Genomic DNA, 22,994 nt, shown 5'->3' on the forward strand with positions numbered 1-22,994 from the left:
ACTCATCGGCACGCGGAACGGGCCTTCCCGCGCAGGGCGGAAAAGCCAGGAAATTCAGGCGGAAGGAGCCGCCGCGCGCCTCAGGCGGGCGCGCGCCAGTTGGGGCGGTCGGGCGGGGCGCAGGTGTGCGAGTAGCGCGGCGGCGGCGTGGCGGCCGGCAGGCCCGGTGTCTCTGCGGCCCCCGCGAACGGGCACAGGTGCGCGGGCAAGGCGCTGGCGCAGGCGGCATGGCAGGCGCTGCAGTCGGCGTCCAGGTCCGTCAGCCGGGATTCGCCGCCCGAGGCTTCACCGACCTGCCCCGGCCCATGCTGGCGGTGCTGGTGGTGGCCTTGGTGCGCCGTGCCATGCGGCGCGTCATGGCGGCAGTAGGCAGCCGCCTGCGCCCAGCTGAGCTGCAGCGGCAGCAAAACCGTCAGCAACAGGGTCAGCCAAAAACGCATAGGGCGCGCATTCTAATGCGCCGATAGGGCCGCGAATAAGCGCGCTGCGCGTCGGGTCTTGGGCGCCATGGCGTGGGCACAATGCGCGCCACTGTCCACTCCCTCCTGCCGCGCCGCAGCGGCCTTCGCATGCTCTACAACGCCCTCAAACTCTTGCACGTGCTGTCCATCATCGTCTGGGTGGGCGGCATGGTGTTTGCCCATTTCTTCCTGCGCCCGGCCGCGCAGGGCTTGGCGCCCGAGCAGCGCGTGCCGCTGATGCACGCCGTGCTGCAGCGCTTTCTGACCGCCGTGGCGGCGTCCGTCGTGGTCGTGCTGACCACCGGCCTGGCCATGATCGGCATGGTCAGCATCGGCTCGGGCGGGGCATTTTCCATGCCGCGCGACTGGCACTTCATGATCGGCGCGGGCCTGTTGATGATGGCCCTCTTCGGCTACCTGTACTTCGCCGTGCTGTCGCGCCTGGACGCGGCCGTCGCCGCCGCCGACTGGGCCGCGGGCGGCGCGGCGCTGGCCCGCATGCGCACCGGGGTGGGCGTGAACCTGGCGCTGGGCACGGCCATCGTGGCGGTGGTGTTGCTGTGGTGAGATAGCCGCCGTTTTCTTACTACTTTTTTGATAGCTGCCAGCGCTTGCTCCACAAGCGCTGGAGGCCTTTTTCACCAATACTGCGATCAGCGCTTGGTGTAGATCTGGTCGAAGCTGGCGCCGTCGGCGAAGTGCTCCTTGTCGGCCTTGGCCCAGCCGCCGAAGGCCTGGTCGATGGTCACCAGCGTGAGCTTGGGGAACTGCGCGTCGAACTTCGCCTTCGCCTTCTCGCTCGTGGGCCGGTAGTAGTTCTTGCCGGCGATCTCCTGGCCCTCGTCGGAGTACAGGTGCCTGAGGTATTCCTCGGCCAGGGCGCGCGAGCCCTTCTTGTCCACCACCTTGTCCACCACGGCCACCGTGGGCTCGGCCAGGATGGAGATCGAGGGCACGACGATCTCGAACTTGCCCTGGCCAAACTCCTTGATCGCCAGGAAGGCCTCGTTCTCCCAGGCCAGCAGCACGTCGCCCACGCCGCGCTGCACGAAGGTGATGGTCGAGCCGCGCGCGCCGGTGTCCAGCACCGGCACGTTCTTGTAGAGCTTGCCCACGAAGTCCCGGGCCTGCGCGTCGCCGCCGTAGGTGCGCCTGGCGAACTCCCACGCCGCCAGATAGTTCCAGCGCGCGCCGCCGCTGGTCTTGGGGTTGGGCGTGATGACCTGCACGCCCGGCCTGGCCAGGTCGCCCCAGTCCTTCAGGCCCTTGGGGTTGCCCTTCTTGACCAGGAACACGATGGTCGAGGTGTAGGGCGCCGAGTTGTGCGGCAGGCGCTTTTGCCAGTCGGGGGCCAGCAGGCCGTGGCGGGCCAGCGCGTCCACATCCCCCCCTAAGGCCAGCGTGGCCACGTCGGCGTCGATGCCGTCGATGATGGAGCGCGCCTGCTTGCCCGAGCCGCCGTGCGACTGCCTGAACTGCACGTCCTGGCCGGTCTTTGCCTTCCAGTGGCGGGCAAAGGCCTGGTTGTATTCGGCGTACAGCTCGCGCGTCGGGTCGTAGGACACGTTCAGGAACTGCGCGCCCTGGGCCAGCGCGGGCAGGGCAATGACCGTGCCCAGCGTGGCGGCAAAGGCGGCGGCTGCCAGGGGAAACTTGATAAAGTGACGGCGATTTTTCACGGCTGCTTTCTGTGCGTTGGAAGAGATGCAGCGCATTCTGGAAGCCGCCCCAGCAAACTGAAACCAATAAGAAATCAGTTCGTTATTCGTTTAATGACTGAGAACTTTTACGCAGGAACATATTCCCCATGGCACGCACCGTCCACTGCATCAAGCTCGGCCAGGAAGCCGAAGGCCTCGACTTTCCGCCCTACCCCGGCGACCTGGGCAAGCGCATCTACGACAACGTGAGCAAGAAGGCCTGGGGCGACTGGCTCAAGCACCAGACCATGCTGGTGAACGAAAACCGCCTGAACCTGGCGGACGCGCGTGCCCGCCAGTACCTGGCCCGGCAGATGGAAAATCATTTCTTCGGCGGCGGCGCAGACGCCGCGGCGGGCTACGTCCCGCCCAGCGCGTAATGCAATGAAGCGCTGCGAAAAGCGGTTTCGCCAAAACCACTTCTTTGCAGCGGCGCAGACGCCGCGGCGGGCTGCGTCCCGCCCAGCGCTGATCTGACCCCTTCCTCCTCTGGCCCCTCCCTCGTCCCTCCTCACCGGCTGCGACCTGCCCGCCGCATGGTCCGGCCGCGCCCAGTGGCGCGTCCTCACCCTGGGCTGCCCCGCCGGCCTGGCCTTCCTGGCCACCTGGGCCGCCTGGTGCGCCGACCCGCAGCGCCCGCGCCTGCTGCACGTCGTCGCTTGTGACCCGTGCCTGCTGGACGCCGGCGAAATCCTGCGCGCCGCGCACCCGTACCCCGAACTCCAGCCCTTCGCGCAAAAACTGGCCGAGCAGTGCTGGGGCCTGCTGCCCGGCGTGCACCGCCTGGCCTTCGAAGGCGGCCACGTGCTGCTCACGCTGCTGGTAGGCGAGCCCCAGGCACTGCTGCGCCAGCAGCAGCCCCTGGCCGACTCGGTCTATCTGAACGGCGCCGCCCTGGCGCACGGCCCGGGCGCCCTGCACACGCTCAAGGCCGTGGCCCGCTGCTGCCGCCGCGGCACGCGCCTGGCCGCCCGCAGCATGCCGCCTGAGGTGCAGGGCCTGCTGGCGACCACCGGCTTTGCCCTGCACGCGAAGCACGGCCCGGCAGCGCCAGGCGGCGACCTGCTCGCCACCTTCGACCCGCCCTGGCAGCCGCGCCCCGGCCGCCCGCCCCTGGCACACGCGGCCCTGGCAGATCGCGCCGAGCCCGGCCACTGCCTGGTCATCGGCGCAGGCCTGGCCGGCAGCGCCGTGGCCGCCAGCCTGGCGAGCCGCGGCTGGCGCGTGACGGTGCTGGACGCTGCCGCCGGGCCGGCAGCCGGCGCCTCCGGCCTGCCTGCGGGCGTGTTTGCCTCGCACGTTTCGCCCGACGACAGCCTGCTGTCGCGCCTGTCGCGCGCTGGCGTGCGCACCACGCTGCAAACCCTCGCCCACCTGCTGCCAGATACCCAGGGCACCGACTGGCAGGAAACCGGCGTGCTGGAGCACGACGCAGAGGCCCCGCCGCGCCTGGCCTGGAGCGACGGCCCCGGCCTGGATTGGAGCCGCCCGGCCACGGCGCAGCAGCTCGCGCAAAGCCACCTGCCGCCCGCCACGCCCGCCTGCTGGCACGCGCGCGGCGGCTGGGTGCGCCCGGCGCAGCTGATAGGCGCACTGCTGGCCACGCCGGGCATCACGTGGCGCGGCCAGGCGCGGGTGGCGCGCCTCGTCCGCCGCGGTAGCCAATGGCTGGCGCTGGACGAGGCCGACGCCCCGCTGGCCGAAGCGGCCCCGCTGGCCGTCGTCTGCGCCGGCCCTGCCAGCGCTCTTGTTTCCGGCACGCCGCTGCCGCTGCAGCTGCTGCGTGGCCAGATCGCCTGGGGCGTACAGGCCCAGGCGCCCGGCGGCGCGCCCTGGCCGCCGCAGCCCGTCAACGGCCACGGCAACCTGGTGCCGCAGGTGCCCCTGGCCGCCGCGCAGGGCGCGCCCGGCTGGGTGCTGGGCTCGACCTTCGAGCGGGGTTGCGGCGAGCTGCCCGTGAGTGCGGCCGACGCACTGGCCGGCCGGGCCGAGAACCTCGCCAAACTGCAGGTGCTGCAACCGGCGCTGGCCGAGGCGCTCGCCCCCGCCTTTGCCCAGCCGCCCGGCCCGGCTGCGGCCGTGCGCACCTGGGCCGCGGTGCGCTGCGCCGCGCCGGACCGCCTGCCCATCGTCGGCCCGCTCGATGCCCAGGCGCTGCCCGGCCTGTGGGCCAGCACCGCCATGGGCGCGCGCGGCCTGACCCTGGCGCTGCTGTGCGGCGAGCTGCTGGCCGCGCGGCTGCAGGGCGAACCTCTGCCGCTGGAGGCCCGCCTGGCCCAGGCCCTGGGCACCGAGCGGCTGCCCACACAGCATTGAAGGCCTGTCAGCGCCGGTTGTCGTCCTCTTCCTGCGCGTGCTCGAAGCGCCGCTCCGCGCCGAACAGGTGGCGGATGAGCACATGCGAGGTCACGTTCACGCCCACCCCGCCGACCAGCGCCGGCAGCAGGTACAGCGCGGCAGACACCTCGGAGGTGAACAGCGCGTTGTCCGCCCGGGACAGCGTGCCGCGCGCATCGGCAGCCAGGGTCTGCAGCAGGTACACATCGACCCCCGCGATGAACACCAGCAGCAGCCCGAAAAACAGCACCACCAGCGGCGACACCGAACGCTTGGCCAGCAGCAGCCCATAGATCACGCAGGGCAGCACGATGGAAAACACCACCAGCGCCCCAAAGCGCAGCTGGGTGAAGACGGTGGCACCCGCCTGTAGTTCTTGCAGGAACGCCATGGCCCCGCTCCTTGAGGTTCTCGTTCACGACCGGCCCGCCGCGGCAGGCTGCGCGCGGCGGGGCGCCAGTGTGCGCCCGCGCCGCCGCACACGCAACGCGTCCTTATATGCTTCTGCAGATATATATGCAGTGAAAAACAGTAGTTTGGTTTTATAGAACCCTTGCCTACAGTCCGCCCATTGCGTGCCGCGGCGGGTTGCTGCTTTCAGCCCCGGCGCGGCGCGGCCTGGAACCCCAAGACCACGCGCCATGTACCAGTACACCGAATTCGACCGCCAGTTCGTCCAGCTGCGCGCCCAGCAATTTCGCGACCAGCTCGAGCGCTGGGAGCGCGGCGAGCTGACCGAGGAGCAGCTGCTGCCCCTGCGCCTGCAAAACGGCTGGTACATCCAGCGCTACGCCCCCATGGCGCGCATTGCCGTGCCCTACGGCGAGATCAGCAGCACCCAGCTGCGCATGCTGGCGCACATCGCCCGCGAATACGATCGCCCCACGCCCGAGCTGCTGGCCCACGCCCAAGCCACGCAGGACGCGCTGGAGGCGTCGCAGCCCGGGCAGACGCTGCCGGCCGAGCCGCTGAAGTACGGCTACGGCCACTTCACCACACGCACCAACTGCCAGTTCAACTGGATCCCGCTGTCCAAGGCGGCCGACGTGATGGACCTGCTGGCCAGCGTGCACATGCACGGCATCCAGACCAGCGGCAACGACATCCGCAACATCACCTGCGACGCCTACGAGGGCATCGCGGAAGACGGCATCGTGGACACGCGCCCGTTCGCAGAGATCACGCGCCAGTGGAGCTCGCTGCACCCCGAGTTCACCTACCTGCCGCGCAAGTTCAAGATCGCCTTCAACGGCGCGCTGGAAGACCGCGCGGCGATTGGCTGGTACGACATCGGCCTGCAGGCCGTGCGCGATGCCCAGGGCGCCGTCGGCTTCACCGTCAAGGTGGGCGGCGGCATGGGCCGCACGCCCATCGTGGGCACGGTGGTGCGCGACTTTCTGCCCTGGCCGCAGCTGCTGAACTACATCGAGGCCATCGTGCGCACGTACAACAGCTACGGCCGGCGCGACAACAAGTGGAAGGCCCGCATCAAGATCCTGGTGAAGGCCGAGGGCCAGGGCTTCATCGACGCGGTGGAGCAGGAGTTCAAGGCCATCACCGAGCTGGACGGCGCCCCGCACACCATCACCCAGGCCGAGCTGGACCGCGTGACCAGCCACTTCGCCATTCCCGAACTGCGGCCCGCGGGCCTGCCCTCGCGCGTGGACCCGCAGGGCCAGCTGTACCAGCGCTGGCTGCGCCAGAACGTGCGCGGGCACCGCCTGCCCGGCCTGTGCGCCGTGACGCTGTCGTTCAAGCGCGTGGGCTTTGCGCCCGGCGATGCGGATGCCGATACGCTGGACGCGCTGGCGCAGCTGGCCGAGCAGTTCTCCGCCGCCGAAGCGCGCCTGACGCACGAGCAGAACCTGCTGCTGCCCTGGGTGCACCAAAGCGACCTGCCCGCCCTGTACGAAGCCGCGCGCAAGCTGGGGCTGGCGCAGCCCAACATCGGCCTGCTCACGGACATGATCGCCTGCCCCGGCGGGGATTTCTGCTCGCTGGCCAACGCCCGCTCGCTGCACATCGCCGCGGCGATTACCGAGCGCTACCAGGATCTGGACGAGCTGTTCGACCTGGGACCCATCGACCTGCACATGAGCGGCTGCATCAACAGCTGCGGCCACCACCACAGCGGCCACATCGGCATCCTGGGCGTGGATAAGGACGGCAAGGAGTGGTACCAGGTCACGCTGGGCGGGGCGGACGGCTCGCAGCTGTCGGGCCCGGCCATCGGCGGCAAGGTGGTCGGCCCGTCGTTCAACGCGGCCGAGGTGCCGGATGTGATCGAGGCCGTGCTGGAGGTCTTTCGCACCGTGCGCAAGCCGGGCGAGCTGTTCATCGACGTCCTGCGCCGCGTGGGCCACGACCCCTTCAAGGCGGCCGCCAACGGCGCGCGCCACCCCAAGATCGACGAGCCCGCCCTGAGCGAGCAGGACTGAAACCGGAGGCTGAGACAACGATGAAAATCCTAGCTGCCAGCGCTTATCCCACGGGCCTTGAGGCCGAAAAACGCCTGCCAATCGCGAACGATGCCGACCTGGCCGAGCTGGCCGCCAGCGGCGCGCTCGACGGCGTGCAGGCCATCGAACTGCACTTCCCCAAGTTCACCGACGGCCGTGCCTACACCCAGGCCCTGCTGCTGCGCCGCCGCTATCGCTTTGCGGGCGACATCCGCGCCACGGGCGACGTGCTGATCGACCAGCTGGTGCACATGCACCGCAGCGGCTTTTCCAGCGCCGTGCTGGCCGAAGGCGTGGACCCGGCCGCCGCCGAGCGCCAGTTCGCGCGCTTTTCGGCGTTCTATCAGGGCGACGTGCACGAGCCGCGCCCCCTGTTCGCCCGGGAGGCGGCATGAGCGGCGGCGCCACCCTGGAGCTGGACCGGGGCCTGGATCTGGCCCACGTCAACGCCGAGCTGGGCCGCGACGCGCCCGCCCTGGTGCGCTGGGCCCTAAGCCTCAATCAGCCGGCAATCGTCACCACCAACTTCCGCCCGTTCGAGGCCGTGATCCTGCACCTGGTCACCCAGGTTCAGCCCGATGTGCCGGTCATCTGGATGGACAACGGCTACAACACCGAGGCCACCTACCGCTACGCCGACGAGGTGACTCGCCTCTTGAAGCTGAACCTGCGCACCTACCTGCCGCTGCGCTCGCGCGCGCACCGCGAGGCGCTGCAGGGCCCGGCGCCGGCGCTGGATGACCCGCGCCACGCCGCGTTCACCGAAGAGGTCAAACTCGAACCCTTCGCCCGCGCCCTGCGCGAGACCGCGCCCAAGGTCTGGTTCACCGCGCTGCGCGCCAGCGACAGCGCGGTGCGTGCGCAGATGGAGCCGGTGAGCGTCAACCCCGACGGCCTCATCAAGGTCGCGCCGCTGCTGCACTGGACGTCCCGCGACCTGCACCAGTACTGCCAGGACCACGGCCTGCCCAACAACTTCGACTACGTGGACCCGACCAAGGGCGAGGCCCAGCGCGAGTGCGGTCTCCATTTAACCCACTGAATAAAAACAATAGCTGCCAGCGCTTGTCCCGTCTGCGTTGCAGCCTGATTTGACTGGAAACTGGATCATGAACGCCCGTGTCGATCCCGACGTGCTGAGCACCTTGAGCAACCGCCACCTGGATGCGCTGGAGGAAGAAACCATCTTCATCCTGCGCGAGGTCGCCGCCGCCTTCGAGCGCCCGGCCCTGCTGTTTTCCGGCGGCAAGGATTCGCTCGTCATGCTGCGCTGCGCCGAGAAAGCGTTTGGCGCCGGCCACATCCCCTACCCGCTGTTGATGATCGACACCGGGCACAACTTCCCCGAGGTCACGCAGTTTCGCGACCAGCGCGCGGCCGAGCTGGGCGCCCAGCTGATCGTGCGCAGCGTGGAAGATTCCATGGCCCGCGGCACCGTGCGCCTCAATCGCCCCGACGAGCCGCGCAACGCGCACCAGTCGGTCACGCTGCTCGAAGCCATCGAGGAATTCCGCTTCGACGCGCTGATCGGCGGCGCCCGCCGCGACGAGGAAAAGGCCCGCGCCAAGGAGCGCATCTTTTCGCACCGCGACAGCTTCGGCCAGTGGCAGCCCAAGGCCCAGCGCCCCGAGCTGTGGACGCTGTTCAACACCCGCATCGCACCGGGCGAGCATTTCCGCGTCTTTCCCATCAGCAACTGGACGGAGTTGGACGTTTGGCAGTACATCGAGCGCGAGGCCATTGCGCTGCCCAGCCTCTACTACAGCCACCCGCGCGAGGTGGTCGAGCGCCGCGGCCTGCTGGTGCCCGTCACGCCGCTCACCCCCGCCAGGGACGGCGAGCAGGTCGCAACCCGCGCAGTGCGCTTTCGCACCCTGGGCGACATCACCTGCACCTGCCCGGTGGCAAGCGACGCCGCCAGCGCCGCAGAGATCGTCATCGAGACCTTGAGCGCGGAAGTCAGCGAGCGCGGCGCCACGCGCATGGACGACAAGACCAGCGACGCCTCGATGGAAAAACGCAAGAAGGACGGGTATTTCTGATGACCACCGCCACCGCACCGGACACTATCGAAACAATAGCTGCCAGCGCGCACCAGGCAAGCGCTGCAGCCACTTTGGACCATGAAACCGCGCTGCGCTTCATCACCTGCGGCAGTGTGGACGACGGCAAGAGCACGCTGATTGGCCGCCTGCTGGTGGACAGCCGCGCCGTGCTGTCCGACCAGCTGGCCGGCGTATCGCGCTCGGGCGAGGCCGACCTGGCCCAGCTCACCGACGGCCTGGCTGCCGAGCGCGAGCAGGGCATCACCATCGACGTGGCCTGGCGCTACTTCGCCACGCCCGCGCGCAAGTTCATCATCGGCGACGCGCCCGGCCACGAGCAGTACACCCGCAACATGGTGACCGCCGCCTCGCAGGCCGACTGCGCCGTGGTGCTGGTGGACGCCACCAAGCTGGACTGGCGCCAGCCCGAGCCCGCGCTGCTGGCGCAAACCCGCCGCCACGCCCTGCTGGCGCACCTGCTGCGCGTGCATTCGCTGGTCTTCGCCGTGAACAAGCTGGACGCGGTGGCCGAGCCCGAGCGGGCCTTCAGCCACATCCGCGCGGCGCTGGCGCGCTTTGCGCACGAGGCGGGTTTGAGCGTCGCCGCCACCGTGCCTATCTCTGCCCTCAAGGGCTGGAACGTGGCCGCGCGAGAGCCCGGCTGGTGCGGCTACGACGGCCCGGCCCTGCTGCAGCTGCTCGAGCGCCTGCCCTGCACGCCGGCCGACGCGCAGCTGCCGCTGGCCCTGCCCGTGCAGTGGGTGGAAAAGACCGCCTCGGCCTCGGCCGACACCACACAGGGCCGGCGCGTTTTCTGGGGCCGCGTGGCCGCGGGCAGCGTGGCGCCGGGCATGCCGGTGCAGGTCTTCCCCGGCGGGCAGTCGGCCCAGGTGGCCCAGGTGCTGGACCACGCCCGCCGCCCGGCCAGCGCCGCCACCGGCGCCAGCGCCGGCGTGGTGCTGGACCGCGAGGTGGACGTCTCGCGCGGCGACTGGATCGTGGCCGCGCCGGTGCCCGCGCTCACCGCCGACGACGACTTCGATAGTCCCGCCGCCACCACCGCCTGGCCCGGCCAGCGCGAGCTGTCCGCCACCGTCGCCTGGCTGGACGACGAGCCGCTGGCCGCCGGGCGCGTGTACTGGGCGCTGCACGGCCACCGCTGGGTCAAGGCCCGCGTGCGCCGCGTGGCACACCGGCTGAACATCCACACCCTGGCACAAGAGGCGGCCGACACGCTGGAGCCGGGCGCCATCGGCCACGTCGAGCTGCAGCTGCAGGAGGCCATCCCCGCCGCCGCGTTCACCCATGCGCGCGTGCCCGGCTCGCTGATCCTGGTGGACACAGCCAGCCACCGCACGGCCGGCGCGGTGCTGGTGCGCTGAACGGCGCCCAGGCGGCCTCGCAGCTTGATCCGAATCAAGGTAACCGGACCCGGGCCATGGCCTGGCGTCCGGTTGCCCCGCCCTGCAGCCTAAAATTGCGGGCTATCCCGAATACCCAAGAACTCTAGAGCTCACCCATGACTCACGTCGTCACCGAGAACTGCATCAAGTGCAAATACACCGACTGCGTGGACGTGTGCCCCGTGGACTGCTTCCGCGAAGGCCCGAACTTCCTCGTGATCGACCCGGACGAGTGCATCGACTGCGCCGTCTGCATCCCCGAGTGCCCGGCCAATGCCATCTTTGCCGAGGAAGACCTGCCGGCCGACCAGCTGCCCTACATCAAGCTCAACGCCGACCTGACGCCGAAGTTCAAGAGCATCACCAAGAGGAAGGGCGCGCTGCCCGAGGCCGACGAGTGGAACGGCAAGCCGGACAAGCTCCAGTATCTCGAACGCTGATCCACGCATGAGCAGTGCCCCGCCCCAGAGCGTGGACGCCGTCGTCATCGGCGCCGGCCCCGTGGGGCTGTGGCAGGTGTTCCAGCTCGGGCTGCAGGGCATCGCTGCCCACCTGATCGAGGCCCTGCCGCACCTGGGCGGCCAGTGCGCCGAGCTGTACCCCGACAAACCCATCTACGACATTCCCGGCGTGGCCGTATGCACGGGCCGTGATCTGGTGCAGCGGCTCACGCGGCAGATCGCGCCTTTCGGCGCTCAGCAGCACCTGGCACAGCAGGTCGCCACCCTGGAGGTGCAAGCCGACGGCCGCGTGCTGCTGGCCACGACGGCTGGCGTGCAACTGCTGGCGCGCACCGTGTTCATCGCAGCCGGCGTGGGCGCCTTCGTGCCTCGCACCGTCAAGGCCGAGGGTATCGAGGCGTTTGTGGGCACGCAGGTGCTTTACCACCCTGACGTGGCCGGCAGCCCCGATACGTCCCCTGGCGTTCTGTCGGTAGCCGGGCTGCGCATCGTCGTGCATGGCGGCGATGAAGCTGCGGTGGCCGCAGCGCTGGCCTGCGCCGAGCGCCAAGGCGCGCACGCCCCTGCCAGCGTGACCTTGCTGCACCGGCGCGACGCCTTCCAGGCCGCGCCCGCCTTGCTGGCACGCCTGCAGGCCCTGCGCGACGCCGGCCGCATCCACGTCGCCGCTGGGCAGATCACCGGCGTGGACGCGCCGGCAGGCGGCCCGCTGGCGGCACTGCAGCTGGCCCGTCCTGAGGGCGGATCGCAGCGCCTGCCGCTGGACCGGCTCTTCGTCTATCTGGGCATCTCGCCGCGCCTGGGCCCGGTGGCCGACTGGGGGCTGGCCATCGAGCGCAAGCAGCTCGTGGTGGACACCGCCACGTTCGCCACCAGCGTGCCGGGCATCTATGCCGTGGGCGACATCAACACCTACCCGGGCAAGCGCAAGCTCATCCTGTGCGGGTTCCATGAGGCCACCCTCGCGGCCTTTGCCGCCGCCGAACGGCTGAGCGGCGACAAGGTGGCGCTGCAATACACCACCACCAGCACGCGCCTGCATGCGCTGCTGGGCGTGGCCCCGCTGGCCGAGCCGGCCGGGCACTGAGCACCCGCGCAGCGGCGCCGGTGCCGCGGCCGGTTTTGCCGCCGCGGTGTGCTAGGCCGCGCTGCGGCGCCCGCCCACCGGCGCATGCTCATGCAGCAGCGCCACGATCCAGTCGATGAACACACGCAGCTTGGCGCTGACGTGGCGGCTTGGCGGAAACGCCACGTACATCGGCATGGGCGCGGAGCGCCATTCGGCGAACACGGCCGCCAGCTCACCGCGCGCCTCGTGCGGCTGCGCCATGTAGTGCGGCAGCCACAGCACCCCCAGCCCGGCAAGCCCGGCGGCCAGGTAGGCATTGCCGTCGTCCACCGTCAGTACATGGCGCCCCAGCACCTCGGCGCGCTCCTCGCCGCGGTGCAGCACCCAGGGCACCAGCTTGCCGGTGCGCGCCGAGCGAAAGCCGACGATGCGGTGCTGCGAGTCCTCCACCTCGCGCGGATGGGCGGGCGTGCCCACCCGCTGCAGGTAGCCGGGCGAGGCATAGGCGCCCAGCAGCAGGTCGCCGACATGCCGCGCGACAAGCGACTGGTCGGTGACCGCCCCGCCACGCACCACGCAGTCCACGTGGTCGCCGATCAGGTCCACCACCCGGTCGCTCACGCCCAGATCGAGCTGGATGTCGGGGTAGCGCTCGTGGAATGCCGGCAGGGCGGGCACCAGGATCATGCGGGCGAACGGGCTGGGCACGTCCACGCGCAGCCGGCCCCGGGGCTGGGTTGACGCGTCCGACAGGCTGGTCTCGGCATCGTCCAGCTCGGCCAGCAGGCGCACTACGCGCTCGTAGTACGCGGCCCCGTCGGCGGTGACGTTCACCTGGCGGGTGGTGCGGTGGAGCAGCCGCACGCGCAGCCGGGCCTCCAGCTGCTGCACCAGCTGCGTCACGGTGGCCCGGCCCATGTGCAGCGTCTGCGCCGCCTTGGTGAAGCTGCCGGTCTCCACCACGCGGGCAAACGCCTGCATCGCATCGAAGCGGTCCATGGCTCGTCAGTCCTTCTTGGTGTTTGATTGTTTGGATTTTACGAACAGTGATGGGTGCGACTGCCTGTTTATCGCGCGGCCGCGCGGCCCTAGATTCCAGGCTTTCACCCACCCCGGGGCGGCAGCGCCGCTCCCTCTGCAAGGCATTTCATGACCCCACGCGACGTCGTCTTCCCCGCTGGCCGCCAGGCGCTCTACGAGCGCAACCGCTACTCCCCCGCGATCCGCTCCAACGGGTTTCTCTTCGTCTCGGGCCAGGTCGGCAGCCGCGAGGACGGCTCTCCCGAGCCCGACCTGGAGGCGCAGGTGCGGCGGGCCTTCGAGAACCTGAACGCCATCCTCGCCGCCGCCGGCTGCACCTTCGACGATGTGGTGGACGCCACCGTCTTCATCGTGGACCCTGAAGCGCATTTCGAGCGGATCTGGTCCGTTGCCGCCGACTACTGGGGCCCTGCGCCCCACCCCACGCTGACGGGCATCGGCGTGACCTGGCTGTACGGCTTTCAGTTCGAGATCAAGGTCATCGCCAGGCTGCCCCAGGGCGCGGACCACTGACGGCGCGACAAGCGCGCGAGCCACCAGCAGCGCAGTGCCAGGTGGCACAATCGCGCCGCTGCCCAAGGCAGCAAGCTAGGGGTGTCCCGCCGAGGGCGGGGCTGAGATCACACCCTTCGAACCTGTGCCCACGGACTTCGGTCGCGTGGGCCCGAGATCATCCTCGCGCAGGGAAGCTGTCCTTCACGCCGTGCCATTGGCCCCGTCTTCCTCGGCGCCGCACGGCGCATTGCGGCCCCTGCCCTGTCGTCTGCCACGGAGCCCGCATGCCCACCACCCCTATCCGCCCAAACGATGCGCTTGCGCCGGTGCCTGCCGAGCAGCGCGTCTTCCAATGGCATGACCATGCATCGCTGTGGTTCAGCCTGGGCGTGGGCCTTCTGGTCATGCAGGTGGGGGCGTACCTCATGCCGGCACTGGGCACGCAGGAGGCGCTCATCGTCATCGTGCTCGGCTCGCTCATCGGCGCCGGCACGCTCGGCTGGGTCGCCAAGCTGGGCTGCGACAGCGGCCTGGCCAGCGCCGGACTGATGCACGCCGTCTATGGCCGGCGCTTCGCCGCCCTGCCCATCGGGCTGAACATCGTGCAGCTCATCGGCTGGGGCACGTTCGAGCTGGTGGTGATGCGCGACGCCACGCTGGCCCTGGGGCGGCAGTCCGGCGCCATGGCGGGCGCCGCCTGGGCGGTGCCGGCCACGCTGCTGTGGGGCGGCGTGGTGGTGCTGCTGCTCAGCGGCTCCATGGTGCAGCTGGTGCGCCGCATCATCGCGCGCGTGGCGCTGCCGCTGGTGGTGCTGTCGCTCTTGTGGCTGACCTGGCAGTTCGCTGCGCTGGCGCAGGCCCAGGGCCTGGTGCAGCTGTGGCAGCGCCCGGGCGCGGGCGGCATGGGCGTGATGTCGGCCCTGGACCTGGTGATTGCCATGCCGATTTCGTGGCTGCCGCTGGTGGCCGACTACGCGCGCCACGGCACCAATGGGCGCACGGCGCTGCGCGCCACCTGGGCCGGCTACGCGCTGGCCAACATGTGGTGCTATGGGCTGGGCGTGCTGGTCGCCCTGGTGCTGCCCAGCCAGGACCTGGTGACGGCGCTGCTGCTGGCCCAGGGCGGACTGATCGCGCTGTCGCTGATCCTGATCGACGAGGTGGACAACGCCTATGGCGACGCGTACTCGGGCGCCGTCTCGGCGCACGCCCTGCGCCCGCGCACCAGCGTGCGGCGCTTCGGCATCCTCATCGCGCTGCTGTGCACGGGCCTGGCGCTGCTGCTGCCCATGCACAGCCTGGAGCCCTTCTTGCTGCTGCTCAGCTCGGTGTTCGTGCCGCTGTTCGGCGTGGTGCTGGGGCGGCTGGCCGGCGGCGCGGCGGCGCGCGTGGATCTGGCGCGCGCCGCGCCCGTGCACTGGCCGGCCGTGCTGCTGTGGCTGGCCGGCGTGGCCTTCTACCACGCCGGCCCGCGCCTGGTGCCAGGCATGGGCGCGGCCCTGCCCACGCTGGCGCTGTGCCTGCTCCTGTCGTGGGCGACGCGGGGGCGCGCGGCCAGGCCTGCTATGGTTTGAGTAGCTGCCAGCGCTTGATCGGCGCCATGTTCAAGGTTTTTTATCTTGAAACCCGCATGGATCAACCGCCAGCAGCTCTCATTTGAATAGCAGCGCCGCGGCGCCGGAACTTCGCCGCGCGCGCGGCCCTCCATGTCGGTTGGCTTTTCTCCCCCTCCCCCAGAAAGGAACCCCGCCCCGTGTCGTTTGCCCTGCCCCGCTTCGCCTCCGCCCTCCGTACCGCTGCTGCCGCGCTCGCGCTGGCCGCACCGCTGCTGGCCCCCGCCGGCGCGCAAGCGCGCGAGTTCGTCAGCATCAAGGGCAATGTGGTGAACGTGCGCGAGAAACCCACCACGCGTTCGGACACGCTGTGGGAGCTGGCGAGCGGCTACCCGCTGCAGGTGCGTGAGCGCCGCGGCCAGTGGCTGCATGTGGGCGACTACGAGGCCACGCTGGGCTGGGTCTTCGCCCCGCTGACCACCAAGGCCCCGCACCGCGTGGTGACGGCGCCCACGGCCAACCTGCGCGCCAAGCCCGGCACCAGCAGCCGCATCGTCGGCAAGCTGGAGCACAACGAGATCGTGCGCACCCTGGACAACCAGGGCACCTGGGCCAAGGTACGCAGGGACGGCGGCCAGACCGGCTGGGTGGCCAAGCGGCTGACCTGGGGCTGGTGACCGGCCCGCGCCCCGTCTTTTTCTTATTCTTCCTCGATGATGCGCTGCGCCACGGGCGCATAGCCGTGGTTCAGCGGCCCCTGGCCGGCGCCCGTACGTACGTCGGCACCGGCAGCGATCGCGCCCAGGATGTAGCGGCGCGCCTGGCGCACCGCCTCGGGCATGTCGGCCCCCAGCGCCAAGTGCGCGGCGATGGCCGACGACAGCGTGCAGCCCGTGCCGTGCCCGTTGTGCGTGGCGATGCGCTGCGAGCCCAGGCGCTCGTGCACGCCGCCGGGCAGCGCCAGCAGGTCCACCACGCGCTCGCCGGGCAAATGCCCGCCCTTGAGCAGCACGGCGCGCGCGCCCAGGGCCAGCAGCGCGTCGGCGGCGCCTTCCAGCTGCTCTTCGGCCTCGATGTTGCGTGACAGCAGCCAGCCGGCCTCGTCCAGGTTGGGCGTGACCACGGCGGCCAGCGGGAACAGCTCCTGCACCAGCGCGCCCACCGTCTCCTGGGCGATGAGGCGGTCGCCGCTGGTGGCCACCATGACCGGGTCCAGCACCACGTTGCGCAGGCTGTGGCGGGCAATCGCCTCGGCCACCACGCGCACCACTTCAGGCGAATGCAGCATGCCGACCTTCACGGCGTCCACGCCGATGTCCTCCACCACCGCATCGATCTGCGCGCGCAGCATCTCGGGCGGCACGCCGTGGATGGCGCGCACGCCGCGGGTGTTTTGCGCGGTGATGGCGGTGATCGCCGTCATGCCGTAGCAGCCTAGGGCGGCAAAGGTCTTCAGGTCAGCCTGGATGCCGGCGCCGCCGCCCGAGTCCGAGCCGGCAATGGACAGCACGCGCGCATAGCGCCGATTTGCGGTGCGCACGACCTGCGGCGCCTGGGTGTCTTGGTTCATGGCAAAAATTATCGGCCAGTGCGGCGGGCCTGCGCCATGTCAACGGCAGGGCCGCAGGTGCTGTGCTGTAATTCCTGCTTCGGACGAAACAGGGGTGCCGCCATGCCATGCGCTGGCGGCTGAGAAACACCCTCGCACCCGATCCAGGTCATGCTGGCGTGGGGAGTTTTCGCAGCGCGGCGCCGCGCCCGTTTTGTCCCCATCAGTCTGCCGGGCTCCGAAACGCGATGCGCACCCTCCTCCCCTCCCTCGACTCCCCCCTGTCCATCACCATCGTGGGCGCCGGCCTCATGGGCCGGCTGCTGGCCGTTCGCCTGGCGCAGGACGGCCACCGCGTGCAGGTCTATGGCACCGGCGGCCCGGACGCGCAGGGCAGCGCCGCGCGCGTGGCCGCGGCCATGCTGGCGCCGCTGGCCGAATCCGCCGTGACGGAGCCCGGCGTGGTGCGCATGGGCCAGCACGGCCTGGCGCGCTGGCCCCAGCTGCTGGCGCAGCTGGCCGAGCCGGTGTTCTTCCAGCAGGACGGCACGCTCATCGTCTGGCACCGCCAGGACGCGGCCGACGCCGCCCGCCTGCAGCACACGCTGGAGCGCACCCAGCGCACTGTCGAAGGCCTGCCCGCGCTGCAGCCGCTGGACGGCGCCGGCCTGGCGCAGCTGGAGCCCACGGTGGCCGGGCGCTTTCACCAGGGCCTGTACCTGCCCGGCGAGGGCCAGCTGGACAACCGCCAGCTGCTGTCCTCCCTGGCCGCCACCATGCAGCAGCTGGGCGTGCAGGTGCACTGGCACACCGCCCGCGGCCTGCAGGACTTTGCCCCCGGCACGCCGGGCGAAAGCGACCTGGTGCTGGACTGCCGCGGCCTGGGCGCGCGCGCGCAGTGGCGCGAGCTGCGCGGCGTGCGCGGCGAGGTGGTGCGCCTGCACGCGCCCGGCGTCACGCTGCAGCGCCCCACGCGCGTGGTGCACCCGCGCTATCCCATCTACATCGCGCCCAAGGAGGGCGACGTGTTCGTGATCGGCGCCACCGAGATCGAGTCCGACGACCTGTCGCCGGCCAGCGTGCGCAGCACGCTGGAGCTGCTGTCTGCCGCCTACGCCGTGCACCCCGGCTTTGCCGAAGCGCGCATCCTGGAGCTGGCCACCCAGTGCCGCCCCACCCTGCCCGACAACCTGCCCGCCGTGCGCGTGGTGCAGCCGCGCGTGCTGGAGGTCAACGGCCTGTACCGCCACGGCTTCATGATCGCCCCGGCCATGCTGGACGTGGTCATGGAGCTGCTGCAGACGGGACAATCGCGGCTGGCCCAGCGCTTTGACCTGCGCGTGCAACTGCAAGACAACCCATGAACGTTCTCATCAACCAGACCCCCGTCGAACTGCCCGAAGGCGCCAGCGTGGCCGACGCCGTGGCGCACCTTGCGCCCCAGCCGCCCTTTGCCGTGGCCGTCAACCTGCAGTTCATTCCCAACAGCCGCTACGCCGCCCAGCCGCTGGCCGACGGCGACCAGGTGGAAATCATCGCGCCGGTGACCGGCGGTTAAGTCGTTCTCTCCATGACCAAGCAAGACACCTCCCCCGCCGCCAGCGCCGATGCGCTGGTGCTGTACGGCCAGTCGTTTGACAGCCGCCTGCTGCTGGGCACCGCCCGCTACCCCTCGCCCGCCGTGCTGGAGGCCGCCGTGCGGCGCGCCCGCCCGGCCATGGTCACCGCGTCGCTGCGCCGCCAGGGCGCGCAGCCGGGCGAGGCCGGCCAGGGCTTCTGGGAGCTCTTGAAGCGCCTGGGTGTGCCCGTGCTGCCCAACACCGCCGGCTGCTACAGCGCCGACGAAGCCATCACCACCGCGCAGATGGCGCGCGAGGTGTTTGGCACGCCCTGGATCAAGCTGGAAGTGATCGGCGACGACTACACGCTGCAGCCCGACACGCTGAACCTGGTGCAGGCCGCCGAGCAGCTGATCCGCGACGGCTTTCACGTGCTGCCCTACTGCACCGAAGACCTGGTGCTGTGCCAGCGCCTGGTGGACGTGGGCTGCCAGGCCGTCATGCCCTGGGCCGCGCCGATCGGCACCGGGCGCGGGCCCGTCAACCCCTACGGCCTGCAGCTGCTGCGCGAGCGCCTGGACGTGCCGCTGCTGGTGGACGCCGGCCTGGGCCTGCCCTCGCACGCCTGCCAGGTCATGGAATGGGGTTTCGACGGCGTGCTGCTGAACACCGCCGTGGCCCTGGCCAGCGACCCCGTCGCCATGGCCGGCGCCTTTGCCGACGCCGTCTCGGCCGGCCGCACCGCGCGCATGGCCGGCGCCATGCAGCCGCAGGCCGCCGCCCAGCCCAGCACGCCGGTGCTGGGCACGCCGTTTTGGCACCACGCGACATGACGGCCGCCACCGACCTGGCCCAGGCCATCGTGGCCCGGCACGCGGCCGCCTTTGCCGGTTTCGCCCCCGAGCCGGTGCCCCCCTTCGGCAGCGACACGCCGGCCTACCGCGCCGCCCTGGCCGCGGCCAGCCAGCTGGGTTTCATTGCGCAGGACGCCGAATGCATCGCCCGCGCCTGGGCCGCCCAAACCGCGCGCACCGGCCATTTCGACCCGGCCCGCTGGCCCGACGCGCCGCAGGACTTCGGCCTGGCGCAGCGCGGTGATGGCCACGGCCCGGCCTTTGCCGAATGTCCACAGGCCCTGGGCCTGTACGCCGTGCTGCCGGACGCCGAGTGGGTGGGCCGCATGGCGCGCGCCGGCGTGCCCACGGTGCAGCTGCGCTTCAAGAGCGACGACCGCGGATCAATCACCCGCGAGGTGCGCGCCGCCGTGGCCGCCGTGCAGGGCACGGGCGCGCTGCTGTTCATCAACGACCACTGGCGCGACGCGCTGGAGGCCGGCGCCTACGGCGTGCACCTGGGCCAGGAAGACCTGGACGCGCTGCCGCCGCAGGACCTGGCCGCGCTGCGCACCTCCGGCGCGCGCCTGGGCGTCAGCACGCACGGCTACGCCGAGATGCTGCGCGCCGCGGCCGTGCGGCCCAGCTACATCGCCATGGGCGCGGTGTTCCCGACCACCTTGAAAAAAATGGCCACCGCGCCCCAGGGCCTGGGCCGGCTGGCGGCCTATGCGCTGCTCACGCGCGGCTACCCGCAGGTGGCCATCGGCGGCATCGACGAGGAGCGCTTCGGTCCGGTGCTGGCCACGGGCGTGGGCTCCATCGCCGTGGTGCGCGCCCTCGTCGCCGCGCCCGACCCCGAAGCCGCCGCCGCGCGGCTGATGCAGGCCATGGCGGCGCACCGCGCCTGAGAACGTGCTCACGATCTGAGCCCTCGCATGGTGCGGATAATTCCGCCCATGCAAACACCCCAACCCACTCCCTTCACCCGCGTCGCCATCGTCGGCACCGGCGCCATGGGCCGCGGCATCGCGCAGATCGCGGCGCAGGCGGGCAGCACCGTGCAGCTGCTGGACGCCCGCCCCGGCGCCGCCCAGGCCGCGCGCGAGGCCGTGTTGCAGCAGTGGCAGCGCCTGCAGGACAAGGGCCGCGTGCAGCCGCACGAGGTGCAGGCCTGGAGCGAGCGCCTGGTGCCGGCGGGCACCTTGCAGGAGCTGACCGGCTGCGAGCTGGTGGTCGAGGCCATCGCCGAAGACCTGCAGGCCAAGCGCGACCTGCTGGCGCAGCTGGAAGCCGTCGTAGCGCCCACGGCCGTCCTGGCCAGCAACACCTCGTCGCTGTCCATCACCGCGCTGGCAGCCGGCCTGCAGCATCCCGCGCGCATGGCAGGCTTTCACTTCTTCAACCCGGTGCCTTTGATGAAGGTGGTGGAGGTGGTGGCCGGCCTGCGCACCGCCACCGCCACCTGCCAGCAGCTGATGCAGTACGCCCGCGCCCTGGGCCACACGCCCGTGGCGGCCCGCGACACGCCCGGCTTCATCGTCAACCACGCCGGCCGGGGCTTTGGCACCGAGGCGCTGCGCATCGCCGGCGAGGGCGTGGCCGACTTCGCCACCATCGACCGCATCCTGCGCGACCAGGTGGGCTTCAAGCTGGGACCGTTCGAGCTGCTGGACCTGACCGGCCTGGACGTCTCGCACCCGGTAATGGAATCGATCTACCACCAGTTCTATGACGAGCCGCGCTTTCGCCCCAGCCCCATCACCGCCCAGCGCCTGGCCGGCGGCCTGCTGGGGCGCAAGAGCGGCGAGGGCTTTTACCGCTACACGGACGGCCAGGCCGAGCTGCCGCCCGAGGCGTCCGTGCCCCAGGTGGGCGAGCTGCCGCCGGTGTGGGTGTCGCCGCGCGCGGCGCGCCGCGCCGAGCTGTACCAGCTGCTCAAAGACCTGGGCGCGCAGATCGAGACCGGCGCCGCACCCTCGTCCGCCGCGCTGATCCTGATCGCGCCGCTGGGCTTTGACGTGACCACGGTGGCCGTGGTCGAGCGGCTGGACCCGTCGCGCACCGTGGGCATCGACCTGCTGGTGGACGACGCCGCCACGCGCCGCCGCGTGCTGGCCACCAACCCGGCCACGCGCGCCGACATGCGCGACGCGGCGCACGCGCTGTTCGCCCGCGACGGCAAGGCGGTGAGCGTGATCCGCGACTCAGGCGGCTTCGTCACGCAGCGGGTGCTGGCGGCAATCATCAACATCGCGGCCGACATCTGCCAGCAGGGCATCTGTTCGCCCGCCGACCTGGACCGCGCCGTCACCCTGGGCCTGGGCTACCCCGTGGGCCCGCTGGCGCTGGGCGACCGCTTTGGCCCGGCCAGCGTGCTGGAGGTGCTGTTCAACCTGCAGACCGTCTATGGCGACCCGCGCTGGCGCCCCAGCCCCTGGCTGCGCCGCCGCGGCGCCCTGGGCCTGAGCCTGCTGCACGAGGAAGCCTGAGCGGCCCACCAAAAGCTATCAATAAGATAGCTGCCTGCGCTTGATCTACGGGCGCTGGAGCCACTTTTGCCATCATTTCCCTGGGCGGAGACGAGCTTTCGCCCAGCGGATGGCGGCGGCCACCTCGGCATAACCGCACGCCCGTGCGTATCTTTGTGCAACCGACGTTTCCGGCGCAGCAGGAAATCCCCGGGTTAACCCTGACCCCCCCTGCTCCGGACCGTCTGCCCGACCCGTGCGGACTGCCCGCTGCTTCGCCAAGGCGTCCGCCGCTGTCAGCCAGCGGCGCTTTTGCGCGCTGTCACACCCCACGGCAGCTTGCCTGCATGCGTGTCCCTACCATGGCTGGATGAGTTGCCCTGCGGCAACACCCCCAGGAGGACGCCATGACCGCACTGCCCTACGACGACACCGTCGAACAGATCCAGGAGGACGAAGCCCGCCTGACCCAGGAAATCGTCGCCCGCATGGCCGCGGCGCAGGCGCGCAACGCCGAGCGCCACCGCCATGCGCACCGCGACGCGCATGCCAAGAGCCACGCCATCGTCAAAGGCACATTGGCCGTGCATGCCAACCTGCCGCCCGAGCTGGCGCAAGGCATCTTCAGCCAGCCGCGCGAATATGAAGTCGTGGCGCGCCTGTCATCGGCCCCGGGCGACATCCACAGCGACGAAGCCCCCGCGCCACGCGGCTTCGCCATCAAGGTCATGGGCGTGCAGGGCGAGCGCCTGCTGCCCGGCCTGGGCGGGCACAACCAGGACTTCCTGATGGTGAACTTTCCTGTGCTGGCTTTCGGCACGGTGCAGGACTACCCGCGCTTTCTGACGCTGCTGGAGGCCAATGCCGACGCGCCCCAGGCGCTGCAGCGCGCCGTGGCCGCGGCCGCGCGCGGCATCGAGAACGTGGTCGAGCGCCTGGGCGGCACGCCCGGCGCCACGGTGCAGGGCCTGGCGCAAAAGAACACCAACATGCTGGGCGAGACCTTCCACACCCAGGCGGCCATCCGCTTTGGCAATTACGTGGCCAAGCTGTCGCTGGCGCCCTGGGGCGAGCTGCAGGGGCTGAACGAGCAGCCCATCGGCGAGGGCTTTTCCGCCATGCGCGACGCGCTCACGTCGCACTTCGCCAAGCAGGGCGCCACATACGAGCTGCGCGCGCAGCTGCAGACCGACCGCGCCGCCATGCCGGTGGAGGATGCCTCCGTTCTGTGGGACGAGAAGGCCTCGCCCCACCGCGCCATCGCCACGCTGCGCTTCGACATCCAGAACCCGTATTCGCCCGAGCGCCAGGTGTACGGCGACGACCACCTGGCCTTCAACCCCTGGAACGGCGTAGCAGCGCACCGTCCGCTGGGTTCGATCATGCGCGTGCGCCGGCCGGCCTACGAGTCCTCGACCGCGCAGCGCCACCGCCTGAACGCCCTGCCCCGGCGCGAGCCCGGGTCGCTGGCTGACATCCCGGATTGACGCGCTTTCTCCTTGAGGAAAAGAGGAGCAAGGAAAAAGCCGCCATCAGAGCCGGCCCCGCAACGCATCGA

General features: G+C 70.8%; 23 protein-coding genes, 1 pseudogene and 1 riboswitch. Of the genes and pseudogenes, 19 read left to right on the forward strand and 5 right to left on the reverse strand.

Annotated features, from left to right (window positions below; all coding sequences use genetic code 11):
- Positions 1-80: 80 nt before the first annotated feature.
- Entirely contained in the window at positions 81-440 is a 360-nt protein-coding gene (locus C7H73_RS11820) for a hypothetical protein (protein WP_106846825.1), read from the reverse strand.
- Positions 441-569: 129 nt separating this feature from the next.
- On the opposite strand from C7H73_RS11820, the gene C7H73_RS11825 reads away from it, so the two are divergent.
- Positions 570-1,028, forward strand: a complete 459-nt coding sequence (locus tag C7H73_RS11825; RefSeq protein WP_106846826.1) for a CopD family protein — start codon at positions 570-572, stop codon at positions 1,026-1,028.
- 86 nt (positions 1,029-1,114) lie between these two features.
- Here C7H73_RS11825 and C7H73_RS11830 read toward each other — a convergent pair whose 3' ends face one another.
- Positions 1,115-2,140 (reverse strand): sulfate ABC transporter substrate-binding protein, encoded by a 1,026-nt coding sequence (locus C7H73_RS11830; protein ID WP_106847655.1) that lies wholly within the window; start codon positions 2,138-2,140, stop codon positions 1,115-1,117.
- 128 nt (positions 2,141-2,268) lie between these two features.
- Between C7H73_RS11830 and C7H73_RS11835 the strand changes: the two genes are divergently transcribed.
- Together C7H73_RS11835 and mnmC are read left to right on the forward strand one after the other, a co-directional pair.
- Complete coding sequence (locus C7H73_RS11835; RefSeq protein WP_106846827.1) at positions 2,269-2,541, forward strand: oxidative damage protection protein; 273 nt, start codon at positions 2,269-2,271, stop codon at positions 2,539-2,541.
- Positions 2,542-2,935: 394 nt separating this feature from the next.
- Positions 2,936-4,477, forward strand: a pseudogene (mnmC, locus tag C7H73_RS11840) (FAD-dependent 5-carboxymethylaminomethyl-2-thiouridine(34) oxidoreductase MnmC); the annotation flags it as partial.
- A 7-nt stretch (positions 4,478-4,484) separates the two neighbouring features.
- On the opposite strand, the gene C7H73_RS11845 reads toward mnmC, so the two are convergent.
- Positions 4,485-4,889: a hypothetical protein gene (locus tag C7H73_RS11845; protein ID WP_106846829.1), complete on the reverse strand. Its 405-nt coding sequence runs from the start codon at positions 4,887-4,889 to the stop codon at positions 4,485-4,487.
- A gap of 250 nt (positions 4,890-5,139) precedes the next feature.
- Between C7H73_RS11845 and C7H73_RS11850 the strand changes: the two genes are divergently transcribed.
- From C7H73_RS11850 to C7H73_RS11880, 7 genes are all read left to right on the forward strand, one after another.
- Positions 5,140-6,936: a nitrite/sulfite reductase gene (locus C7H73_RS11850; RefSeq protein ID WP_106846830.1), complete on the forward strand. Its 1,797-nt coding sequence runs from the start codon at positions 5,140-5,142 to the stop codon at positions 6,934-6,936.
- A gap of 20 nt (positions 6,937-6,956) precedes the next feature.
- The gene (locus tag C7H73_RS11855) at positions 6,957-7,352 is read left to right on the forward strand and encodes a DUF934 domain-containing protein (protein WP_106846831.1); all 396 of its coding nucleotides are present in this window, start codon (positions 6,957-6,959) and stop codon (positions 7,350-7,352) included.
- On the forward strand, positions 7,349-7,999 hold the full coding sequence (locus C7H73_RS11860) for a phosphoadenosine phosphosulfate reductase domain-containing protein (protein ID WP_106846832.1): 651 nt from the start codon (positions 7,349-7,351) through the stop codon (positions 7,997-7,999). Before C7H73_RS11855 ends, C7H73_RS11860 begins: the two co-directional genes overlap by 4 nt.
- 67 nt (positions 8,000-8,066) lie before the next feature.
- Positions 8,067-8,999 (forward strand): sulfate adenylyltransferase subunit CysD, encoded by a 933-nt coding sequence (gene cysD, locus C7H73_RS11865; protein WP_106846833.1) that lies wholly within the window; start codon positions 8,067-8,069, stop codon positions 8,997-8,999.
- Positions 8,999-10,384 carry a sulfate adenylyltransferase subunit 1 gene (locus C7H73_RS11870; protein ID WP_106846834.1) on the forward strand — a complete coding sequence of 462 codons (1,386 nt, stop codon included), beginning with the start codon at positions 8,999-9,001 and terminating at the stop codon, positions 10,382-10,384. The genes cysD and C7H73_RS11870 overlap by 1 nt, the downstream gene beginning before the upstream one ends.
- A gap of 137 nt (positions 10,385-10,521) precedes the next feature.
- On the forward strand, positions 10,522-10,845 hold the full coding sequence (gene fdxA, locus C7H73_RS11875; protein WP_106846835.1) for a ferredoxin FdxA: 324 nt from the start codon (positions 10,522-10,524) through the stop codon (positions 10,843-10,845).
- A gap of 7 nt (positions 10,846-10,852) precedes the next feature.
- Positions 10,853-11,953 (forward strand): NAD(P)/FAD-dependent oxidoreductase, encoded by a 1,101-nt coding sequence (locus tag C7H73_RS11880; protein ID WP_106846836.1) that lies wholly within the window; start codon positions 10,853-10,855, stop codon positions 11,951-11,953.
- Positions 11,954-12,004: 51 nt separating this feature from the next.
- Here the strand turns inward: C7H73_RS11880 and C7H73_RS11885 are convergent, their stop codons facing one another.
- Complete coding sequence (locus tag C7H73_RS11885; RefSeq protein WP_106846837.1) at positions 12,005-12,934, reverse strand: LysR family transcriptional regulator; 930 nt, start codon at positions 12,932-12,934, stop codon at positions 12,005-12,007.
- A 150-nt stretch (positions 12,935-13,084) separates the two neighbouring features.
- Between C7H73_RS11885 and C7H73_RS11890 the strand changes: the two genes are divergently transcribed.
- From C7H73_RS11890 to C7H73_RS11900, 3 genes are all read left to right on the forward strand, one after another.
- Positions 13,085-13,489, forward strand: coding sequence for a RidA family protein (locus C7H73_RS11890; protein ID WP_106846838.1), 405 nt, complete (start codon positions 13,085-13,087; stop codon positions 13,487-13,489).
- Between the two features lie 266 nt (positions 13,490-13,755).
- Complete coding sequence (locus C7H73_RS11895) at positions 13,756-15,045, forward strand: purine-cytosine permease family protein (RefSeq protein WP_106846839.1); 1,290 nt, start codon at positions 13,756-13,758, stop codon at positions 15,043-15,045.
- 179 nt (positions 15,046-15,224) lie between these two features.
- Positions 15,225-15,701: an SH3 domain-containing protein gene (locus C7H73_RS11900; RefSeq protein ID WP_106846840.1), complete on the forward strand. Its 477-nt coding sequence runs from the start codon at positions 15,225-15,227 to the stop codon at positions 15,699-15,701.
- Between the two features lie 23 nt (positions 15,702-15,724).
- On the opposite strand, the gene thiD is transcribed toward C7H73_RS11900, so the two are convergent.
- On the reverse strand, positions 15,725-16,594 hold the full coding sequence (gene thiD / locus C7H73_RS11905) for a bifunctional hydroxymethylpyrimidine kinase/phosphomethylpyrimidine kinase (RefSeq protein ID WP_106846841.1): 870 nt from the start codon (positions 16,592-16,594) through the stop codon (positions 15,725-15,727).
- Between the two features lie 80 nt (positions 16,595-16,674).
- Positions 16,675-16,776: riboswitch (TPP riboswitch) on the forward strand.
- 45 nt (positions 16,777-16,821) lie between these two features.
- Between thiD and C7H73_RS11910 the strand changes: the two genes are divergently transcribed.
- The 6 genes from C7H73_RS11910 to C7H73_RS11935 all read left to right on the forward strand — a co-directional run bounded on the left by C7H73_RS11910 (position 16,822) and on the right by C7H73_RS11935 (position 22,923).
- Positions 16,822-17,937 carry an FAD-dependent oxidoreductase gene (locus C7H73_RS11910; protein ID WP_106846842.1) on the forward strand — a complete coding sequence of 372 codons (1,116 nt, stop codon included), beginning with the start codon at positions 16,822-16,824 and terminating at the stop codon, positions 17,935-17,937.
- On the forward strand, positions 17,934-18,131 hold the full coding sequence (gene thiS, locus C7H73_RS11915; protein ID WP_106846843.1) for a sulfur carrier protein ThiS: 198 nt from the start codon (positions 17,934-17,936) through the stop codon (positions 18,129-18,131). Before C7H73_RS11910 ends, thiS begins: the two co-directional genes overlap by 4 nt.
- 12 nt (positions 18,132-18,143) lie before the next feature.
- A complete protein-coding gene (locus C7H73_RS11920; protein WP_106846844.1) occupies positions 18,144-18,965 on the forward strand; it encodes a thiazole synthase in 822 nt (273 codons plus the stop codon).
- On the forward strand, positions 18,962-19,876 hold the full coding sequence (locus C7H73_RS11925; RefSeq protein WP_106846845.1) for a thiamine phosphate synthase: 915 nt from the start codon (positions 18,962-18,964) through the stop codon (positions 19,874-19,876). The genes C7H73_RS11920 and C7H73_RS11925 overlap by 4 nt, the downstream gene beginning before the upstream one ends.
- Before the next feature lie 48 nt (positions 19,877-19,924).
- A complete protein-coding gene (locus tag C7H73_RS11930) occupies positions 19,925-21,457 on the forward strand; it encodes a 3-hydroxyacyl-CoA dehydrogenase (protein ID WP_106846846.1) in 1,533 nt (510 codons plus the stop codon).
- Positions 21,458-21,843: 386 nt separating this feature from the next.
- Positions 21,844-22,923 (forward strand): catalase family protein, encoded by a 1,080-nt coding sequence (locus tag C7H73_RS11935; protein ID WP_106846847.1) that lies wholly within the window; start codon positions 21,844-21,846, stop codon positions 22,921-22,923.
- Positions 22,924-22,994 lie beyond the last annotated feature (71 nt).

It is taken from the genome of Pulveribacter suum, from assembly GCF_003013695.1.
Classification (GTDB): Bacteria; Pseudomonadota; Gammaproteobacteria; order Burkholderiales; family Burkholderiaceae_C; genus Melaminivora; species Melaminivora suum.

Coding starts and splice junctions, on each gene's coding strand:
- C7H73_RS11820 (WP_106846825.1), bottom strand. CDS start 440: ATGCGTTTTTGGCTGACCCTGTTGCTGACGGTTTTGCTGCCGCTGCAG.
- C7H73_RS11825 (WP_106846826.1), top strand. CDS start 570: ATGCTCTACAACGCCCTCAAACTCTTGCACGTGCTGTCCATCATCGTC.
- C7H73_RS11835 (WP_106846827.1), top strand. CDS start 2,269: ATGGCACGCACCGTCCACTGCATCAAGCTCGGCCAGGAAGCCGAAGGC.
- C7H73_RS11845 (WP_106846829.1), bottom strand. CDS start 4,889: ATGGCGTTCCTGCAAGAACTACAGGCGGGTGCCACCGTCTTCACCCAG.
- C7H73_RS11850 (WP_106846830.1), top strand. CDS start 5,140: ATGTACCAGTACACCGAATTCGACCGCCAGTTCGTCCAGCTGCGCGCC.
- C7H73_RS11855 (WP_106846831.1), top strand. CDS start 6,957: ATGAAAATCCTAGCTGCCAGCGCTTATCCCACGGGCCTTGAGGCCGAA.
- C7H73_RS11860 (WP_106846832.1), top strand. CDS start 7,349: ATGAGCGGCGGCGCCACCCTGGAGCTGGACCGGGGCCTGGATCTGGCC.
- cysD (WP_106846833.1), top strand. CDS start 8,067: ATGAACGCCCGTGTCGATCCCGACGTGCTGAGCACCTTGAGCAACCGC.
- C7H73_RS11870 (WP_106846834.1), top strand. CDS start 8,999: ATGACCACCGCCACCGCACCGGACACTATCGAAACAATAGCTGCCAGC.
- fdxA (WP_106846835.1), top strand. CDS start 10,522: ATGACTCACGTCGTCACCGAGAACTGCATCAAGTGCAAATACACCGAC.
- C7H73_RS11880 (WP_106846836.1), top strand. CDS start 10,853: ATGAGCAGTGCCCCGCCCCAGAGCGTGGACGCCGTCGTCATCGGCGCC.
- C7H73_RS11885 (WP_106846837.1), bottom strand. CDS start 12,934: ATGGACCGCTTCGATGCGATGCAGGCGTTTGCCCGCGTGGTGGAGACC.
- C7H73_RS11890 (WP_106846838.1), top strand. CDS start 13,085: ATGACCCCACGCGACGTCGTCTTCCCCGCTGGCCGCCAGGCGCTCTAC.
- C7H73_RS11895 (WP_106846839.1), top strand. CDS start 13,756: ATGCCCACCACCCCTATCCGCCCAAACGATGCGCTTGCGCCGGTGCCT.
- thiD (WP_106846841.1), bottom strand. CDS start 16,594: ATGAACCAAGACACCCAGGCGCCGCAGGTCGTGCGCACCGCAAATCGG.
- C7H73_RS11910 (WP_106846842.1), top strand. CDS start 16,822: ATGCGCACCCTCCTCCCCTCCCTCGACTCCCCCCTGTCCATCACCATC.
- thiS (WP_106846843.1), top strand. CDS start 17,934: ATGAACGTTCTCATCAACCAGACCCCCGTCGAACTGCCCGAAGGCGCC.
- C7H73_RS11920 (WP_106846844.1), top strand. CDS start 18,144: ATGACCAAGCAAGACACCTCCCCCGCCGCCAGCGCCGATGCGCTGGTG.
- C7H73_RS11925 (WP_106846845.1), top strand. CDS start 18,962: ATGACGGCCGCCACCGACCTGGCCCAGGCCATCGTGGCCCGGCACGCG.
- C7H73_RS11930 (WP_106846846.1), top strand. CDS start 19,925: ATGCAAACACCCCAACCCACTCCCTTCACCCGCGTCGCCATCGTCGGC.
- C7H73_RS11935 (WP_106846847.1), top strand. CDS start 21,844: ATGACCGCACTGCCCTACGACGACACCGTCGAACAGATCCAGGAGGAC.